General features: G+C 44.1%; 16 protein-coding genes. 6 read left to right on the plus strand and 10 right to left on the minus strand.

All coding sequences use genetic code 11. The features are described from left to right. Positions 1 to 18: 18 nt before the first annotated feature. From IQP38_RS14480 to IQP38_RS14500, 5 genes are all read right to left on the minus strand, one after another. The gene (locus IQP38_RS14480; RefSeq protein ID WP_170893211.1) at positions 19 to 837 is read right to left on the minus strand and encodes a transporter substrate-binding domain-containing protein; all 819 of its coding nucleotides are present in this window, start codon (positions 835 to 837) and stop codon (positions 19 to 21) included. Positions 838 to 846: 9 nt separating this feature from the next. Continuing rightward, positions 847 to 1,644, minus strand: a complete 798-nt coding sequence (locus tag IQP38_RS14485) for an amino acid ABC transporter permease (RefSeq protein WP_005376396.1) — start codon at positions 1,642 to 1,644, stop codon at positions 847 to 849. Then, entirely contained in the window at positions 1,644 to 2,378 is a 735-nt protein-coding gene (locus IQP38_RS14490; RefSeq protein WP_005376395.1) for an amino acid ABC transporter ATP-binding protein, read from the minus strand. The genes IQP38_RS14485 and IQP38_RS14490 overlap by 1 nt, the downstream gene beginning before the upstream one ends. Before the next feature lie 169 nt (positions 2,379 to 2,547). Beyond that, a complete protein-coding gene (locus tag IQP38_RS14495; protein WP_005376394.1) occupies positions 2,548 to 3,204 on the minus strand; it encodes a lysoplasmalogenase in 657 nt (218 codons plus the stop codon). A 294-nt stretch (positions 3,205 to 3,498) separates the two neighbouring features. After that, on the minus strand, positions 3,499 to 4,647 hold the full coding sequence (locus tag IQP38_RS14500; protein ID WP_047103556.1) for an iron-containing alcohol dehydrogenase: 1,149 nt from the start codon (positions 4,645 to 4,647) through the stop codon (positions 3,499 to 3,501). A gap of 206 nt (positions 4,648 to 4,853) precedes the next feature. Here IQP38_RS14500 and IQP38_RS14505 point away from each other — a divergent pair, with 206 nt between their 5' ends. Together IQP38_RS14505 and IQP38_RS14510 are read left to right on the plus strand one after the other, a co-directional pair. Continuing rightward, positions 4,854 to 5,735, plus strand: coding sequence for an AraC family transcriptional regulator (locus IQP38_RS14505; protein ID WP_005386077.1), 882 nt, complete (start codon positions 4,854 to 4,856; stop codon positions 5,733 to 5,735). A 277-nt stretch (positions 5,736 to 6,012) separates the two neighbouring features. Beyond that, positions 6,013 to 9,174 carry a chitinase C-terminal domain-containing protein gene (locus IQP38_RS14510; RefSeq protein ID WP_193837692.1) on the plus strand — a complete coding sequence of 1,054 codons (3,162 nt, stop codon included), beginning with the start codon at positions 6,013 to 6,015 and terminating at the stop codon, positions 9,172 to 9,174. A gap of 97 nt (positions 9,175 to 9,271) precedes the next feature. On the opposite strand, the gene glgC is transcribed toward IQP38_RS14510, so the two are convergent. From glgC to IQP38_RS14530, 4 genes are all read right to left on the minus strand, one after another. Then, positions 9,272 to 10,489 (minus strand): glucose-1-phosphate adenylyltransferase, encoded by a 1,218-nt coding sequence (gene glgC / locus IQP38_RS14515; protein ID WP_033906540.1) that lies wholly within the window; start codon positions 10,487 to 10,489, stop codon positions 9,272 to 9,274. 537 nt (positions 10,490 to 11,026) lie between these two features. Then, positions 11,027 to 12,775, minus strand: a complete 1,749-nt coding sequence (locus IQP38_RS14520; RefSeq protein ID WP_104976103.1) for a formate--tetrahydrofolate ligase — start codon at positions 12,773 to 12,775, stop codon at positions 11,027 to 11,029. A gap of 236 nt (positions 12,776 to 13,011) precedes the next feature. After that, entirely contained in the window at positions 13,012 to 14,316 is a 1,305-nt protein-coding gene (locus IQP38_RS14525) for an inosine/guanosine kinase (protein WP_005376376.1), read from the minus strand. 233 nt (positions 14,317 to 14,549) lie between these two features. After that, on the minus strand, positions 14,550 to 15,020 hold the full coding sequence (locus IQP38_RS14530; protein ID WP_005397614.1) for a CreA family protein: 471 nt from the start codon (positions 15,018 to 15,020) through the stop codon (positions 14,550 to 14,552). Between the two features lie 145 nt (positions 15,021 to 15,165). Here IQP38_RS14530 and IQP38_RS14535 point away from each other — a divergent pair, with 145 nt between their 5' ends. Both IQP38_RS14535 and IQP38_RS14540 read left to right on the plus strand, forming a co-directional pair. Continuing rightward, positions 15,166 to 15,675 carry a flavodoxin gene (locus IQP38_RS14535; protein WP_161440945.1) on the plus strand — a complete coding sequence of 170 codons (510 nt, stop codon included), beginning with the start codon at positions 15,166 to 15,168 and terminating at the stop codon, positions 15,673 to 15,675. Between the two features lie 195 nt (positions 15,676 to 15,870). Further along, on the plus strand, positions 15,871 to 16,539 hold the full coding sequence (locus tag IQP38_RS14540; protein WP_138940251.1) for an HAD-IA family hydrolase: 669 nt from the start codon (positions 15,871 to 15,873) through the stop codon (positions 16,537 to 16,539). A 430-nt stretch (positions 16,540 to 16,969) separates the two neighbouring features. Here IQP38_RS14540 and IQP38_RS14545 read toward each other — a convergent pair whose 3' ends face one another. Continuing rightward, positions 16,970 to 18,400 (minus strand): methyl-accepting chemotaxis protein, encoded by a 1,431-nt coding sequence (locus IQP38_RS14545; protein ID WP_005376380.1) that lies wholly within the window; start codon positions 18,398 to 18,400, stop codon positions 16,970 to 16,972. 314 nt (positions 18,401 to 18,714) lie between these two features. Between IQP38_RS14545 and IQP38_RS14550 the strand changes: the two genes are divergently transcribed. Both IQP38_RS14550 and IQP38_RS14555 read left to right on the plus strand, forming a co-directional pair. After that, positions 18,715 to 18,888, plus strand: a complete 174-nt coding sequence (locus tag IQP38_RS14550) for a hypothetical protein (RefSeq protein ID WP_182017022.1) — start codon at positions 18,715 to 18,717, stop codon at positions 18,886 to 18,888. 81 nt (positions 18,889 to 18,969) lie between these two features. After that, positions 18,970 to 19,572: an ACP phosphodiesterase gene (locus tag IQP38_RS14555; protein WP_085569047.1), complete on the plus strand. Its 603-nt coding sequence runs from the start codon at positions 18,970 to 18,972 to the stop codon at positions 19,570 to 19,572. The last annotated feature ends 49 nt before the right edge of the window (positions 19,573 to 19,621 follow it).

A 19,621-nucleotide genomic window follows, 5' to 3' on the forward strand; every position in this document is an offset into this window, starting at 1 on the left:
GTCCACGAGCCATTTAGATTACTGGCCTTGCGCGACTTGATCTTGCCAATCTAATGTCGAGAACCAGTATTCATAACGTTGTTTTAACCATCCATCTTGGGTTCTTGCTTCAATCCATTTATTGAAAAAGGCCTTTTTATCTTCTTCCCCCAAGCGAACTGCAAAGGCTTCGTTACCTTGTGATAGTCGCTCAGAGAATGGAAGGAATAGTTTGTCGCTGTGTTTCACTGTCTCATGTTCTGGTTTTGGGCTAGAAGCAATGACCGCGTGGGCGTTACCATTCAGCACCTCTTGGAACGCTTGCGCGTCGTCATCAAATTGCAGGATCTTCGCTTTCGGGAAGGTTTCTCTGGCTACTTGAACGGTGAATGCGCCGCGACGAGCCGCAATTTTTACGCGTCGTGAGTCAAAATCCGAAAATTCGCTAAAACCAGAGGCGAGTTCTTTGTTTGCTGCTACTTGAACGCCTGAGTGCGAGTAGGGCGCAGTAAACAAGACGCTTTTGGAACGTTCAGGCGTAACAGACATGCCACCAATGATCACGTCGAACTTTTTCGCCAGTAGTGCGGGAATAATGCCATCCCACGCAGTCGGTACGAATTCCACTTTCAAACCTGAATCTTCTGCTAAGCGTTTGGCAACATCGATTTCAAAACCGATTAACTCGCCTTGCTTGTTACGCATTGCCCAAGGTACAAATGTTGACATACCAACGCGCAAAGTACCTCGTTCTTTGATTTGATCTACATTGGGTGTGGCGACATCTTCTTTCGCGATTGTAGGCATAGCTATGGCTAGCCCTAATAATGCAGTAATGGTCGCTTTGAATAACTTCATGTTATCTCCTTATAATTTGCGCCAACTGGCTCCGAGTTTGTGTTCTAGCCATGCAGACAAGCCAGAAAGTGACAGAGTGAGAGCAAGATAAATTGCTGCCACGGTAAACCAAATTTCGAACGGCATCGCCGTCTCTGAGACGATGTTGCGTGCCTGTGTCGTTAGATCAAAAATCGCCATCACGCTTACAATGGAAGAGTTTTTGATCAAAGAAACCACTTCATTGGTTAATGGCGGTAATGTGCGCTGTAAAACCTGAGGCAAAATCACGTCTTTGTAGGTGTAAAACGGTGATAGTCCGAGAGTTTGTGCTGCTTCGAATTGCCCTTTAGGAATACTGTTTAAACCTGCACGGAATATTTCCGCGGTGTAGGCACCTTGGAAAAGGGATAATGCCAAAACGGCGGTGCTGAATCGGTCCAAACCAATCACGGGGCCAAACACGAAGTAGAGTAAATAGATTTGCACCAACAACGGCGTGTTACGTATTACTTCGACATAAGTGGTACCAATAACATTGCCGACTTTCGAATCGCTAAGCCTTAGTAACGCGGTGACCAACCCCAACACTAAGGTAAAAAATAGACTAATAGCAGAGATGTTAAGCGTGACCAATAGCCCATCAATAAGTTCTGCCGGCCACCATTCGCCATCTTCATAAAAAGCGATGTAATCAGGTACGCGCTCCCATTGCCATTGATAGCCCATAGCGTCGGCACCAGAGTCCAACACCCACACAATCGCTATGAAGAGGAGCGTCATTTGCAGTAAAGCTTGAAGGACAGGTTTGATTACGCGAACTATCATCAGTAACTTAAAATTTGGTTCAAAAATGCTTGGGTGCGTGGATGCTGTGGTGTCTCAAATAAGGCGACTGGAGAGTTCATTTCCAAGATTTGGCCTTCATCCATAAATACCACGCGGTTCGCTACTTTTTTGGCAAATCCCATTTCATGCGTGACGCAAATCATCGTCATTCCGCTTTGAGCCAGCTCAACCATGACATCCAACACTTCGTTGATCATTTCCGGATCAAGCGCTGAAGTTGGCTCGTCAAACAGGAGTAAATCCGGTTCCATACACAAGGAGCGGGCAATCGCGACGCGTTGCTGCTGACCGCCAGAAAGCTGGATAGGATACTTACTCGCTTGCTCTTCAATATTGACTCGCTTTAGGTAATGTTTTGCGCGTTTTTCAGCTTCTTGTTTTGATAATTTGAGTGTGCGAATCGGCGCTAAGGTGAGGTTTTCCAGTACAGTCAAGTGAGGAAAAAGGTGAAAGTGTTGGAACACCATGCCGATTTTACCGGGCTTGAGAGATTTTGCGTGAGAAGGCTGGTCGAACACATGAAGCTGGCCTTCTTGAATCGATTCAAGATGGTTGATGCAACGAATGAGCGTTGATTTTCCGGAACCTGAAGGGCCACACACCACGACGATCTCGCCAGAATGCACGGAGAAGTTGATGTCTTTTAGAGCGTGGTAATCGCCATACCACTTATTTACGTCGCTAAACTCAACGACGGGAGTATTCTCTTTCAAAGGGGCACGCTATAACGGAAAAATATCCTTTTACAATAGCAAGTTGTGCGCGTAATTTCATTAAGAATAAGCTAATGTTTAGGCGATGATTTTAAGACTCTATTCAGATCGCTTACAAGATACATCCATGTTTCTTTAATGTTGGTGCAGTCTAGAGTCTAGAGTATGACTAACTCAGTTCAACGAGATACGGATAACGAACAACAATCGCAACAACAGACATAACCATTAGTGTCTGTGCAGAATAGTAGGTCACCATGACAACTTGTCGTGAAAATATTGACCGTCCTCCAAAGCGTTCGAAAGCCAATACGATGCCAGAGATAATAAAGATAAAGCTTCCGAGCACTGCAAAAGAGGAGGATTGTGTTTTCCCACTCAAATAATACTCGATCGAAGCCCAGCACATAGTCATCAGTACCAATATATAACTAGCAACTGGCCGTTTTTCTTTACCGAGATCCGGTCGGAACAACCAGTAGACGCATATACCGAGTCCGAACAAGGCAATTGGGAGCCAAGGTGTAAAATGCCACGCTGACATGATGGCAAAACCATAACTATAGGAGAGATGGGCAGAGCAAAAGAGCACTAATCCTGTAATGAACTTGTCTCTAGGGAGCATTAATAACACGTCACCAAGCAACGAGAGCGATAAGCCAATCAAAATCCAATGCGCATATGGCATTGGGTAAGCCGGGGACTGAATTAAAATACCAAGCATACAGAGCACTGGTAATGGTTTAGAAACGTAAAAGAGCCATTTAGAGCCTTTACGGATACTGATGATATGTATGAATGCTAATACGACAACAACTAGCCACATAAAGTGTTTTCTCGAACAGACAAAATTATGTAGTACATCACTACAACAAATCAAAACTTAATTAACGAGTTAACTCGTTCTTTGATCTCAATTATTTTTATTTGTGTAAAGCTGGACAGTTGTCTCTTTACTAACCAACACGGCCGATTTTTTGTCTGGAGGGAATCGTTGTTTTTAGAAGCCTCCTCGTTTTGAACGTGATGTGGCTTACAAAATAGCATAAAAAAACGGTATTGTGACTGTTAAGTCACAATACCGTTAAACCCTAGGAAGGGCAGTGAAGAATTGTTGCAGTTATGAGACAGCTAACTCTAAGATTTCTCGGCTACGTTCAAGTGTGATCGCCTGGTTTTCACCTAAAACAGTCATGCCGTGTTTGTTTAGTTGATCAATGATGGCATCGATAGCTTGTTCACGGCTCTCACCATAGTTTTCGAGCTTAGTTGCGACATCAAGTTGATGATAAAACGCTTCGATAGATTCGATTGTGCGCTCTGCTAAATCCTCTCCTGCTTCAAGACCAAATACGTTGCGACCCATTTGTTCTAACTTAGGGCGCTTAAACTGCATTTGGTTACGAAGTAACGACGGTTGGACAATTGCAAGAGAACGCGCATGATCAACGCCCCATAGAGCCGTTAATTCATGGCCGATCATATGTGTCGCCCAGTCTTGTGGAACGCCACTACCAATTAACCCATTCAATGCTTGGTTAGCAGACCACATTAAGTTTGCGCGCCACATATCGTCGTCTCGTTCCGCAAACTGTTCTCCGAGTGTTTTTAAAGTTTTCAGCAGTGTTTCTGCGTAACCATCTTGAACCATTGCACCGGTAGGAAGCGTCAAGTATTGCTCACATACGTGCACCCATGCGTCAACAATGCCGTTGATAAGCTGGCGTTCTGGCAGTGTTTTCATTACATCTGGGTCTAACACGGCAAATTTTGGCTGCACTGCTGGAGACATGAACGGAAGTTTGTCTTGAGTTTCTTTTTTAGTGATAACTGCGCCCATGTTTGACTCTGAGCCTGTTGCTGGCAATGTCAAAATTGCAGCTAGAGGCGTCGCTTCAGTGACTTGGTGCTTACCAATCATGATATCCCAACCATCACCATCATACTTTGATGCCGCTGCTACGTATTTGGAGCCATCGATGACTGAACCACCACCTACCGCTAAAATAAAGTCAACGCCATGCTCTTTTACCATTGCGACTGCTTTATCGAGTGTTTCTTTGGTTGGGTTTGGTTCAACACCTGAAAACTCTAGCCATTCATGTGCCTCAAGAGCTTCTGCTACTTGGTCGTACACGCCATTTTTTTTGATGGAGCCACCACCGTATACCACTAAAACTTTTTGGTCGGATGGGATAGCTTCTTTGATTGCAGCGATTTGTTTTTGACCAAAGAAAATCTTGGTTGGGTTTACATAAGAAAAGTTCATTATTAGCCCTCTTGCTTCCAGTGAAGGAGATTGAATACATGCATATTAGTCCTGATTAACGATCGTTAACAGGTCGATTTCTGCAAATAATTTGCCTATTTCTACAAAATTAATGCTCTTGAGCTAGAAAGTTAATGTCGAGAGGAAGTATAGTGCTCGAAACGATAATAAAGACCAAACTCGTTGGTCATTGATGGAGCGCTCTAATGCACACTCTCGCAGATATCATGCAGCAATATGTTGAAAAGCAGGGGCTGCATGACCTAGAAGGTATGAAGAAAACAGCGATAGATGGCGTATGGTTTTATCGCAGTAGCAAAGGGAATCATCGCCAGCCGTTTGTCTATCAGTCCGGCATCATCGTATTGGGTCAAGGGCATAAGAACATTCATATTGGTGATACACCAGTGCAATATGGGCCCGAAGATTACCTTGTTGTCGGGGTTCCCATGCCACTAGAGTGCGAAGCGTTTGCGACAAACAATGAGCCTTTACTTGGCATTTCGATAGATATTTCGCCAACGCTTCTTCATAAACTCGTTAAAAAATTAGAGGCTGAGAAATTCAGTAATAAGTGTCTGGATGCAACCCGTTGCGGCCTTAAGTCGGTACGTATGAATGAAGGTATGTTGGATGCGTGCAAGCGGTTAATGAAAGCAATGTGTAACGAGCTTGATGTCATCATGCTTGGCGAGCTGCTTCTTGAGGAAATTGTGTATCGTACTTTGGTGAGCAAAGAGGGGTATGTTTTATTTGACCTAGCACATCAAGAAGGTTCTTACGCGAGGGTCGCTAAAGCACTAAATCGTGTACATCAAGCGTATCATGAACAGTTGAACGTACAAGCATTGGCTGAAGAAGCCAACATGAGTGTGTCTGCTTTCCATCAAGCATTTCGCAATGTCACGCTTGAATCTCCGCTGCAATATATTAAGAAAGTTCGACTTAACAAAGCGCGCGAATTGATCCAGTTAGAGGGGCGACGTGTTAATGATGCAGCGAGAATGGTCGGGTACACGAGCCCATCACAGTTTAGTCGCGAGTACAAGCGGCATTTTAATGAAACGCCAAGGTCAACAAAGGCTTAGTGATCTTTATTTCAAAATGGCGACTTTTTTTACCTTTTTTATTAATTTGCGAGTGACATATTTATTTAAGTTATAAAATTAGTTACTGGTGCCAAATAATAGGTACGTTGTTGCAATCATTTAGTGGATTGTTGCGAGGCGGTGTGGAAAACTCGTAAATAGATAGTGTGAAATCACCAACTTGTACTTAAGTTATTTTACGTCGAAATAAAAGTATAGATGCGCTTCGTTTAGCGCATTTAGTATTGTTTTAACAATAACTTAAGGAAGAGCGATTATGCACCTTAAAAACGGCAACGCAGTGAAAAACGTGTTCACACTAAGCACACTCACCGCTTCTTGTCTTATGGCCTTCAATAGCTACGCAGCAGTTGACTGTGCCCCTCTAGAAACTTGGCAATCGTCAAAAGTTTATAACGGTGGCGACCAAGTTCAGCATGAAGGTAATGCTTATAAAGCGCGTTACTGGACGCAAAACAATAATCCAGCGCAATCTGGTGAGTGGGGCGAGTGGGAAACACTTGGCGCTTGTGATGGCACTGGACCGGTTGATCCACCTCAGAATGAAGTTCCGACGGTTACTCTGACATCGCCTTCTGCGTCGGCTTCTGTGACTGCGGGTGATGTTGTTAACCTAGCTGCAGATGCGGCAGATACTGATGGGACTGTTAGCAAAGTAGAGTTCTTTGTTGATGGTGTATTAGTTGGTCAGGCAACGTCTGCGCCGTATGCTGCATCGTGGACAGCAACTGAAGGACAGCACGAGTTCTCTACCAAGGCCTATGACGATGCAGGTGCCGTTAGTACGGCAAGTGTTGTGACGTTAACTGTGGCATCAGCGCAACCTGGTAACGAAGCGCCGACAGTGGATGTCGCGCTTTCTGCGAGCTCTATTGACCTGGGTGGTTCCGTAACACTGACTGCAAATGCTACGGATGCGGATGGTACCGTTGCTAAAGTTGATTTTTATGTTGCAGGTGTGCTTGCTGGCACTGCTACAACAGCGCCATACACGCTGGATGTAACCCCTTCACAAGCTGGCTCATTAAGTGTTTATGCGAGAGCAACCGATGATGCTGGAGCAACAGCAGATTCTGCAATTGCGACGTTAACAGTAAACGGCGGCGCAGTGACATCTAATTGTCGTCCTGATGGTCTTTATCAAACAACGGGTGTAGATGTTCCTTACTGTTCTATTTATGACGAAGAAGGCCGTGAGAAAATGGGGGCTGATCACCCACGTCGTGTAATCGGCTACTTCACCAGTTGGCGATCAGGTGACGACCCACCATCGACTTACCTTGTTAAAGACATTCCTTGGGAACAACTTACTCACATTAACTACGCGTTTGTGAGCATTGGTTCTGACGGCAAAGTAAACGTTGGCGACGTAAATGATCCTAACAACCCTGCTACAGGTAAAACTTGGCCAGGCGTTGAGGTAGATCCCGCTCTTGGTTTTAAAGGTCATTTTGGTGCACTAGCAACTTACAAGCAAAAACATGATGTTAAAACGCTAATCTCGATTGGTGGTTGGGCTGAAACGGGCGGTCACTTCGATACGAACGGCGATCGTGTAGCTGATGGTGGCTTCTACACCATGACGACGAATGCGGACGGTTCTATTAATCATGCTGGTATTGAGAAGTTCGCAACTTCAGCCGTTGAAATGATGCGTCAGTACAAGTTCGATGGTCTGGATATCGACTATGAATACCCGACGTCAATGGCTGGTGCTGGTAACCCTTACGACAAAGACTTCATGGAACCACGTCGTCAGTATTTATGGGCGTCTTACCAAGAGCTGATGAAAGTATTGCGTGAGAAACTTGATGCGGCATCCGCGCAAGATGGTATTCATTATATGCTGACTATCGCAGCACCATCTTCAGGTTACTTGCTACGTGGGATGGAAACCTTCGATGTAACTAAGTACCTAGACTACGTAAACATCATGTCTTACGACTTGCATGGGGCTTGGAATGATCACGTTGGTCATAACGCGGCTTTATTCGATACAGGTAAAGACTCTGAGCTAGCGCAGTGGAACGTATACGGCACTGCTGCATACGGTGGTATCGGTTACTTGAACACAGACTGGGCTTACCATTACTTCCGTGGCTCTATGCCAGCAGGTCGTATCAACATTGGTGTTCCTTACTACACCCGTGGTTGGCAAGGTGTTACTGGTGGCGACAATGGCCTTTGGGGCCGAGCGGCACTACCAAACCAAGCAGAGTGCCAACCGGGCACAGGTGAAGGTGAGAAGAACAACTGTGGTCACGGCGCTATTGGTATCGACAACATGTGGCATGATACCGACCCTAAAGGAAACGAAATGGGCGCTGGTTCTAACCCAATGTGGCATGCTAAGAACCTAGAAAACGGTATTTGGGGTTCTTACGCAGCTGCTTACGGTCTCGACCCTGTCAACGATCCTTCAGATAAGTTTGTTGGTACTTATACCCGTCATTACGATAGCGTTGCTGTGGCACCTTGGTTGTGGAACGCAGAGAAGAGCGTATTCCTATCTACGGAAGATAAAGCTTCTATCGAGGTGAAAGCCGATTACGTTATCGATAAAGAGATCGGCGGTATCATGTTCTGGGAACTAGCCGGTGACTACAACTGTTACGTACTGGATGCAAATGGTAATCGTACGGCAGTAGATGCCACTGAACAAGCTTGTGCGGCAGGTAATGGTGAATACCACATGGGTAACACTATGACCAAAGCTATCTACGACAAGTTTAAGTCTGCGACGCCTTACGGTAATAAAGTAGCGACTGGTCCAACACCAACTGAAGCAGTAGACATTACTGTTAGTGTTGGCGGCTTCAAAGTTGGCGATCAAAACTACCCAATTAACCCGAAAATCACGTTTACGAACAACACTGGTCAAGCGATCCCTGGCGGTACTGAATTCCAATTCGATATCCCAGCATCTGCGCCGGACAACGCGAAAGACCAATCAGGTGGTGGTTTGAAAGTGATTGCTTCTGGACATACTCGAGCAAACAACATTGGTGGCTTAGATGGCGTAATGCACCGTGTGTCGTTCTCTCTACCAGCATGGAAAGACTTGCCAGCGGGCGGCACTTACGAGCTTGATATGGTTTACTACCTACCAATCTCTGGTCCGGCTAACTACTCAGTGATTTCTGGTGGTAAAGAGTTTGCGTTCAAGTTTGAACAGCCAGATCTACCAATTGGTGATCTCAATGCGGGCACGGGTGGTGGTACCACTGAACCAGGTACGTGTGATACGACAGGTTTAGTGACATACCCAGCTCTGCCACAAACGGATTGGGCAGGTAATCCAAGCCACGCTAACCAAGGTGATAAGATCATCCACAACGGTGTGGTTTACCAAGCGAACTGGTGGACAGCGGCTGAACCGGGTACAGATGGTAGCTGGTCAACGGTATGTAACATCTAATTATTATGGATTATTTGTTATAGCCTAATGTTTACAGGCACTTAAACAAAAGCGCACGATGATTATCGTGCGCTTTTTTGTTGTGATAGTTTGTCGTTTAATCGAATTGGTAACTTTCGGGTATGACGACAATACCTTTGTCTGAGATTTTAAATCGCTTCGCATCTTCAAGTTTGTTGATGCCAATTTGAGTATGTGGCGGAATACGAACATGTTTATCAACTATGCAGTTGACCAACTGACTTCCTTCACCGACTTCTACGTCATCAAAAATGATGGAATCGACTACCGTTGCACTATCTTGAATGCGTACGTTAGAGGAGATTATGGAGTGCTGTACTGAGCCTCCGGAATTGATGACACCGGTAGCAATGATGGAGTTAATAAAAATGCCTTCATTACCCGTGGCCGACGATACAGTACGAGCTGGTGGAAACTGCGGCTCGTAAGTACGAATCGCCCAATTGGACTGATAAAGGTTCATTGGCGGCACAGGTTCTAGTAGATCCATATTCGCTTCATAGAAGGAATCAATGGTACCCACGTCGCGCCAATAGCAATCTTTATCGACGCGCCCTTTACTGCCACAGAATTGATAAGCGTAAACGGATTCGGTATCAATCAGCTTAGGTATGATGTCTTTTCCGAAGTCATGGCTTGATGAATCGAGTTTTGAGTCTTCTTCAAGCGCTTCTTTCAAAACATCCATATCAAAGATATATATTCCCATAGAAACAAGGCTTCTGGTCGCGCTTCCAGGAAGAGTAGGTGGGGTTTCAGGTTTCTCTATAAACGAAGTAACGAGCCCGTTTTCTGCGGTGCCCATTACACCGAATGCTGAAGCATCCTCTACGGGAACATCCATACAGGCAACGGTGAGCTTAGCACCTTTCTCTTTATGCTCTTCAAGCATTGCGGCGTAGTCCATTCGATAGATATGATCGCCGGATAACACAACCACATACTTTGCATCATTTCGCGATAGCAACCACATGTTGTGATAAATCGCATCGGCGGTTCCTTCATACCATGCACCACCTTTGCGCATTTGTGGTGGAACAGCAGTGATGTACTCGCCTAGCTCTGGATTGAATATCGACCAGCCGTCTCGTAAGTGTTTTTGAAGTGAATGAGATTTATATTGGGTTAAAACAAGGATCTTGCGTAAACCCGAATGTAAACAATTGGTTAGTGTGAAATCTATAATTCTATATTTTCCGCCAAAAGGTACGGCTGGCTTGGTTCTGTCATCGGTGAGTGGGCTGAGTCTAGACCCCATCCCTCCTGCTAAAATTACGGCAAGTGCGTCTTCCATAGTATTCCCTTTCCCTTTTCTGACATGCATCAAAACGGTGCTAACCTGAAGGAGGTGGTATGCAACGCAGAGGTTTTGAAAAGCATGTGCTAATGTGCTTATTAGTGAAAAGTCTACTACAAGAATCGAGCCATAGAATATCTCCTTAAAAATCAAGGAGGTTAAAATTTCACTGTAAGACAACTGCACCATATTAGTGAAGCGCTAAATAGCCCGTGCATCAAATTGGCGCAAAATTGTAGAAAGGAGAAGTCAACAAGTATGGATTTACAATGTAAAGTGGCGACAAAACAAGAAGATAAATAGGGTTTTCTAGCTTAATAACTATCGCCAAACAAGGCTTAGGGTTAGCGTCTTAACTCTAAAGGCCTAAAACAGGCGCGTTGATGTAAGGCAGGAGAGCTTTGTATCAACGATTCAAGAGTAGAAGGCCTGAGACAACTCTTTTCACAGTTGTTGAGAGTGAGTGGATAGGTAAGTAGACCACTCACTCAATGAATATGCTCACTTCACTGATAGCGATACGTTATCACTGCACTAAGAGAGACCGACGATATTTCCTTCATCATCAAGATCTAAGTTCATAAATGCGGGTTTATCAGGTAAGCCTGGCATCGTCATCACGGTACCAGATAATGCATAAACGAATCCTGCACCCGCACACAAGCGCAGCTCGCGGATTGGGACGGTAAAACCAGTTGGTGCCCCTTTGACTGCGGAGTCCGTGGTTATAGATAGTGGTGTCTTCGCGATGCAAACCGCTAAGTTGTTAAAGCCTAATTGCTCAAAATGTTTGAGCTGTTCAGTCGCGATAGGAGTCATTTCTATATTGGTTGCTCCATAGCCCGCTTCACATACTGCCATGAGCTTTTCGAGTAATGATTGCTCTTTGTTGTATAACGGACAAAACTCTACAGGCGTGGTACACGCATCAATAACATGTTGAGCTAGTTCCGTTGCGCCTTGTCCGCCTTGCGAAAAAGCGGTGCTGATGGCTACTTTAACTTCGGGATTAAATTGGTGAATCAGATCTTCAAGAGCTTTAAGCTCTTTCACACAATCTTGTGGAAACTGGTTAATGGCAACGACAGCAGGTAAACCGTATTTATGAACGTTATTTATGTGCCATTTTAAATTTTCAAACCCAGCCTCCAATGCTGCTTGGTCCGGATTAAAAATGGAATCTGGAATAGCCATACCTGGTCGTAAATCGTAGTGTCCGGAATTCGCTTTGAGGCCGCGTAATGTTGCTACGATCACTACACAGTCCGGGGCTTTGTTGGCGGCAGCAGCTTTAATGTTACACGCTTTCTCAAATCCCATATCCGAACCAAAACCGGCTTCAGTTACCGTGTAACCTGACAGTTTTAGCGCAATATCGTCCGCGATAATGGATGAATTTCCATGGGCGATGTTTGCAAATGGACCTGCATGGATCAACGTAGGAACACCTTCTAGAGTTTGCATCAGTGTTGGTGCAATCGCCTCTTTTAGTGTTACTGCCATTGCTCCTGCAACTTGTAGATCTTCCGTAGTGACGGGGTTTCCGTTCAAATCGTACGCTACGACAATTTTCCCAATACGTTGACGTAAATCTTTTAAATCTTTGGCTAGTGCAATGATAGCCATTAACTCAGAAGCGGCTGAAATATCGAACCCTTCGTCACGCTCGAAACCATTGATGGTTTTTCCTGCATCATTGAGGCCAATTTTGACTTTACGTAGTGCACGATCATTATGGTCCATCACTCGTTTCCAAGTAATACTTGCCGTGTCGATTTTAAGTGCTCTTAACCCGGTGCGTGATTCAAAGGCATCATAACCCTCGCGTTGCTCATGGAACAAGCGAGCGTCAAGAGCGGCTGAAGCAAGGTTGTGCGCCGCTGTCACTGCGTGAATGTCACCAGTAAGGTGTAAGTTTAACTCTTCCATTGGAGCTACTTGAGAATAACCGCCGCCCGCTGCGCCACCTTTAATACCGAAGACGGGTCCCATCGAAGGTTGCCTTATACATGCAATAACAGATTGATTAAGCTTTGCTAAACCTTGCGCCAGTCCTATCGTCGTAACGGTTTTTCCTTCGCCAAGAGGAGTCGGCGTGATCGCAGTGACGAGTACAAGTTTACCGTCATCATTTGCTTTGAGTCGTTCCAAACATTTTGGGTGGACTTTGGCTTTGTGCTTCCCGTGAGTGTCATACTCTTCGGGCAATAGTCCTACTTTTTCCGCGATAACATCAATAGAAGAAAGTGGTGTGTTTCGGCAAATTTCGATATCTGACTGCATGGAGAATCCCCAAAGTGGCACACAGGTAGCGTTGAAAAACTACCTGAGTTATAACGAGTATTATTGTGAGGCAAAGGTCTGCTTGGTGATGGTACTGTTTCGGTTAGGCTTGTAAAGAGTTTACTGCTTCGTATTGTGCGACATACTAACGAAATCTACTCGTTATAGTGCTAGATAAAAACAAAAAGGCCACCAAATGGTGACCTTGATATATTTTTAGCTTTAAAGCTGTCGTTTTAACGATCCCAATAAGTCTCTTCTAAGCTATCTTCTCGTTCAGGAAGCGCTCGCGATAGGCGAGGAGAGTGCTGCGTCAACACTTCATAGCTTACTCGGTTTGCGTATTTACAAATCTGAGAAAGTGAGGAGTAGGTTAAGCATCGTACTTCGTGCTTTTCTGAGTTAGGCACTTCTTTTTGGTGAAAAGAGTTTGCTGCCATGTCATGCAGTAAGGCTGAAAGGGCTGCATCACCTGCACCGTTAGTGTTCTTAATCTCTAATGGTCCACCAAGGTAAGGGCCGATGTGAGAGTAGACCTTCATTGGGTTTTGACAGTCTTCTTTACGCATCGCACGACTAAACTCGTACTGGTTAAAGGCTTCGAGGGAGCTTTCAAGGATGTCGTGTGTGGTTTCTCGTTTTACTTTCTCGTCGGTGTAACCAGCCATGTACAGACCATTTGGTCCTGCTGTACAAAGTACGAGATCAACCCACTCAAGTGCTTTATCAGCAGCAGCTAGCGGCTCTGTTTCACCTGTTAACGCCGCACCTTCTTCTTCATTCATAGCGACAACAGAAATGTTTTCGCGAATGTATTCTTGCCACCACTGTGCGTTACCTTCGATAACGTACTTTGTCCCTAACGTAAGTACAACAGGGACATCGTGCTTCTTAGCAAAGTCGATCGCTCTTTGTACCGCTTTAGGCATTGGATCTTCTTCTTTACCACGCATTAGGTAAGAAGAAACAACCAGGGCTGATGCTTTCTCAAAGATCTCTTCAGGAATGCTTTCCGGAAGTAGTTGATTCATATGACCTTCGTTGATAGCAAATGTACGCTCACCGTCTTGAGAAATTAGGGTGTAGCAGCGACCAATAGGGCCATCTACCGTTTGTAAATGGTTAAGGTTCATGCGTGAAGACGTACGGCAAAGGTAGCGATAAGCAAAAGAACCGACTTGAATGTTCTTAGACATCACACCGAGCAAAACGGATTTGCTATCGGCTAAAACTGAGTAGTTGTGAAGAGTATTGCCAATCGTGTCACCTGGGTATTGGTGTGTGATCAGGCCTTGCTCAACCAGTTCTTCGTAAAGTGCATCTGCTTTGCTTTCTTCAAGAACGAGCGAATGTCCTTTACTCAGGTTGTATTTCTCTAAAAACGCGTCATCTACACGTGCTTCGATATCTACAATGGTTTGACCGACACCAACAATAGTTGGGCGATATAGCTTAGGTGCCTGTCGGATTTGGTTTACTAATGGATCTCGAGCGTGAGTTGGGAAGTAGTGTTTAGATTTACGCTGACCAGGAAACTTCATGCTTGTTCTTGAGTGAGAAAAAAAAGAGGCGGGATTGTATCACAAAAAAATGAAAATCGTGGCGATTTATTACAAAGAAGTCTGCTCGCTGAAAAAATCAGCGAGCTGAGTAAATAGCAACCAAAGCAGCTGCAATTTATGAGGCTTGTCGTATTGCAATGGGTTGTTTTTTAAACTTGTTGCTCAGCAGCGCCCGGAAAGAGCCTGCTCCGCGCTAACTAAATTTACCCGCGTTACTTTTTCACTTCAGTTGGCTCAACGTAAGCCTTGGTACCCCAAAGTGGGACTGTCGAAAGGCTATGCTTAAAACTACCATCGGTCTCTTTTGTTGTATAAGACAAGTAGAGTAAGGTTTGGTTATCGGCATCATAAATACGGCGAACCTTCATTGTTTTGAAGAAAATGCTTTTTGACTTCTTAAATACAATTTCACCGGACTTACTCTTATCTATTTTTGCAATCATTTCCGGTGTGATTTCGCCAGTCTGACGACATGATATTGAGCTATCACTTGGATCTGCTAAGCTGAAATCCGCTTCGATAGAGGCGATGTGACATGTGACACCTGTTACCACCTCGTCTTTCAACTCACCGACTTTGATGTCTTTCAAAGTAAACCAACCGAGCCCCACGTCAGCAACATCGTTATCTGAACAACCAACTAGAGTAGTAGCAAGCAATGCACTTAACAGCATCTTTTTCATTATTTTTGTCCTTAACTAGGAAAGATATTGATGAAATCTATCAGAGGTTTGCACCTAAAACAAAATTTAGCCACGGAAAGGTCTATGTGCGCTAGGTTTGTTGCGGGCTTCATGCTAATGTACTGCTCTAAACGAAGGTATCAAGATGAATGAACAACAGTTAGCCAGTATCGAGCGTAAAAATACATGGCTGTATGATCTGGTCGAAGTTGAATTTCCGACACCAGAGAGTTTGAAAGGGCGCGATGTCTATTTCAAAACGCTAGAAAAAGCAACCTATCAAGTAGTCGACAAAGACACATTACTGGAAAGTGACTCTGAATTTAACCCCGACGATATTTTTCTGGTCGATTTTCATCGACTGACCATTATGTTCTCTATCTTGCAATCTCAGCGCTGGGAACAGCAGTATGATAAAGATATGATCATTGAATATCTGACACAGATTATCCTCACGCCAGATTTTGAATTATATGTTGGTTTTAAATCTGGAGTCCCAATTGGTGCTGCTATTGTTAGCCATCTCGAAGGATATACACTCATCTCTGATGTTGCTGTTTCTGAATCAAAATACAAAAGCTCGTTTGTGGCTGATCTGGCTAAAAGACTAAGCACCGAGCAAAAACTGTTAGACTCAGTGGTTATCGAAGACTAACTTACACATCAATGTGCATAAAAAGTAAAGCAAGATGACGTTGGGTGATCTTGCTTAGAAAAACTGTAATTGCTCCCTTCTATTTCCATGAAATGCCAAGCTCGTCGTTTCAACAATCCCAAACTCAAATAAGATTAATCCAAACATTCTTAAAATCAGCTTGGGCTTGAGCCTTTAAGACGTCTGGAGATGGCTATGGCAATTACCAATATTAAGTGCGTGATATTTGACTGTGATGGTACGTTGGTCGACAGCGAAAGACTGTGTTGCCAAGCGCTCGTCAATGTATTTAACCAGCATGGGGCTGAGTTAACGATGGAAGAGTGCGTTTCTCACTTTAAAGGAGGAAAGCTCGCTGACATCCTTTTAGATACTAAAGAATTGAAAGATATCAAAGTCCCAATTGATGTTTTAGAGCCGCAATACCGAGAAGAAGTCCAGTCTCTTTTTGTGCGTCACTTACAGCCAATGGATGGCGCAAAACGATTAATTCAGTTTTTGGATTCGCATAATATCGAATATTGTGTGGCGTCTAATGGACCTAAAGATAAAATTGAATACGCTTTGGAGTTAACCGGTTTACTCGATGCTTTCCGAGGCAAAGTGTTCTCGGCATTCGATGCGAATAGTTGGAAGCCTGAGCCTGATTTAATCATGTACAGTGCTATGAGCATGGGCTTTTTACCAAGTGACTGTCTTTATATTGATGACACGCCTAAAGGAGTTGAGGCGGGACTAAACGCCGGTATCAAAACGATACAGTTATTTAATGGTGAAGCTATCAATCTTGTTGAGGACGAGCGTGTAATTCGCATCCATCATTTAGATGAATTAAAAGAGCAGCTGTGTGGCTGCTCTGTTTGACCTACTAATGGCAAACCGGACTCAAGCTGTGGATGAGCTTAAGTTTAGACTGTAGGTAAGGCGTTTGATGTAGACATTGGATAGATGAGAAGTTTTTTGTATGAAATCCGCAAGCAGCGCATGTGAATTTCTCGCCATCCGATGAAATGAGATATTCATCTCCTTGGCAGAGTGGGCAATTCAGGTTCTCTATGTCTTTTGTGTCTTTGTAATTATTCATATTGTTTTCCAGCAGCAAATTGGAATTGGCAAGATCAAGCATAGCGGAACGCTCTGTTTAAGAACATTATTTCATCGGGTACAGCGAGAACTTGAGATTCACTTCAAATATCCACTTGGATGTCGTAGAAAATATCGAAGGTAATAGTTGAACACGGTTTAAAGAAAAGGGCTCCCTAAGGAGCCCTTGTTGATCATAAGTTCCACAACGTTATGCGGTGCGGTAGCGTTGTAATATCTCACCAAGAGAAACGGAGGCTTGCGTGAGATTAGCGACGCCAGCGGTAGATTGCTCCGCCACTTCTCTGATTGTGCTTGATTGACTACGAATTTCTGAAAGTTCCGATGCAATATCGTTAGCCACTGCGCTTTGTTCTTCAGCAGATGTGGAAATCTGAATGCTCATGTCCATTAATGAGCGTGCTGACTCGGCAATAGAGGTAACATCATGGCCGATTTCATCAATAAGCTGGCTGCTGGTTTGAGCTTGCTGAACGGTTCTGTTGGTGATTGAAGCAATGTTCTGACTCTCTATTTGAAGCTTCTCAATCATGGCTTGGATCTCTACTGTTGCCTGTTGAGTTCTGCTTGCTAATGTACGTACTTCATCGGCAACCACTGCAAATCCACGACCTTGTTCACCAGCACGGGCTGCTTCGATTGCTGCGTTTAGTGCCAACAGATTAGTTTGTTCTGAAATGGCGTTAATCGTTGTGATCACGTCATTAATCTGCGTCGTATTCTCGTTTAAATTGGTTACTGACGTAGAGGCTTGTTCAATATAGCTAGATAACGTCTCTATCTCGCCAATCACGTTTTGTACACGGCTTCTGCTTAGTTCGATCTTCTGGGCATCTTGGTCTGACTGCGTCGTTGCTTGTTGAGAAATACTTGATACCTCCTTTGCAGAGGCTGTCATTTCTTCCATTGCCGTCGCGACTGAATCAAGCGTTTGATATTGATGAGATATCTGGGTTTCACTCAACTGCATATCTTTTTCGAATGCAGAAGATGTCTCGCTCAACATCGTTGCATTATTTTTAACACTATTAACCAGTTCACTTAAGGTATCCATAGACTTGTCTAGCGCACAGCCGATGGTACCGAATTCATCTCGACCTGGATGGAAACCAAGACGAGAGGTTAAGTCACCGTCACCAATTTTTTCGGTTGTTGTATATAAAACCCACAGAGCTCCTCCGATAAACGTTGCCACCCAGTAAGAGAATAGGGCAAAAGGAATAACCCATAAGAAGCTGAGTAATAGTGACGATAGAGCTGATGATTTTAACGATTCGTATTGTGTGGACACATTTTGAGTCAGCTTAATCACTTCCCCAGAATGCAACTTGGCATAAGCGGTGACAGACCCATCGACAAAAGAACTCTCGCTTACGCGGTTCGATTTCGATACGCCGTCAATTTCTGTAGCGCGGTTTGATTGAGCATCAACGATACCAGAAAGCTTCGCTTCGCTCGCCGAGATGGCTTGCTGCTCAAATTGTTGTATTTCATTGAAGTAGCGGCTTCCAGCCACTGAAGTGAGGGCTACTAAAAATAGTAGGAATATAACCCACATTTTGTCGTTGATAGACATCTTGATAAACAGCCTGTCTATCGTTCTAAACTCAACTTCTCTCATTTAAAGCTCCATTAGAGATAAAAGATATTGACCAAATCTATTGCTATATCGAAACAAAATATGCGAAGTTAATCAGCAAAATATGTAACGAATACTAAATTTAGTTTAAGAAATGAGATCTAAGGACGCCTATAACAGTATGTTATATCTTTAAATTGACATGAATTTTGATAAAAGAGTCATTTCTCTAAAGTGTTAAGCGGATATGAAATCTAATTGCAATCGTTTACTTTTGATTATGCTCATAGGTTTTTAAATCTTTACTTCTCGCTGTCATGAATGTGTCATATAAAGACTATAAAAAGGAGTTGCTGATGTGGATATGGCAAGAGTCAGGCCGTCAGCGAGTAAAAGCAAGAGAGCTTAAAATAAAGGAGGTCACAATGAGCGACCAATACCAAAACGATGAGAGCCTAGAGCTGCTAGATGCGCTTGAAATTGGCATTATCTTGTCGGAATACGTTGGCTCAGACAACGAAGCCGAATAGCGGAACACTCTCATCTCGTCGTAATTGACGTTATACTAGGTTCATGTCACACCAAGCCCTAGAGGCCAAAACTGGCGTCGAATGAACTTTCTAGCCCACCTGCATATCGCAGATCACAGTAACAGCCATTTATTGGGAAACTTGCTTGGAGACTTCGTAAAAGGAGATCCAAGCAAGCTGTATGATCGCGATATCTCAAATGGTATCAGATTACATAGATTTGTTGACCGTATTACTGACCATCATCCAATCGTCAACGAATGTAAGCCTCATTTCACTGGTATTGCGAGACGTTTTGCACCTATCGCTTTGGATATGTTTTGGGATCATTGCCTCGCAAAACACTGGAACGACTTTCATTCCGTGCCTCTCGAACACTTTGTCCAAACGGCATACGAGCGAGTAAACCGAGAGGTTCATGAACATTTGCCGCCACGTTTTTTGGTGCTCCACAGCAGAATGTGGCATGGCCGATGGCTTCAATCCTATCAAGATCTAGACAATATAGAATTTGCACTACATCGGATGTCGCAAAGAAGCCCTAGAATGGCAGACTTAACCACAACATTTAAAGTGATTGAAAGTGATTACACCGAATTAGAAGAGAAGTTCTCGTCACTTTATCGAGATGTTTTGCGCCAGTCGTATGACTTTCAGCAACAGCTTAATGACTCAACTCAATGAGATAGAAAAGTAGTATGGCTTTAGGGGCTCTGGTAAACTCTGCGCTCCA

It is taken from the genome of Vibrio sp. OPT41 (assembly GCF_015163595.1).
Classification (GTDB): Bacteria; Pseudomonadota; Gammaproteobacteria; order Enterobacterales; family Vibrionaceae; genus Vibrio; species Vibrio alginolyticus.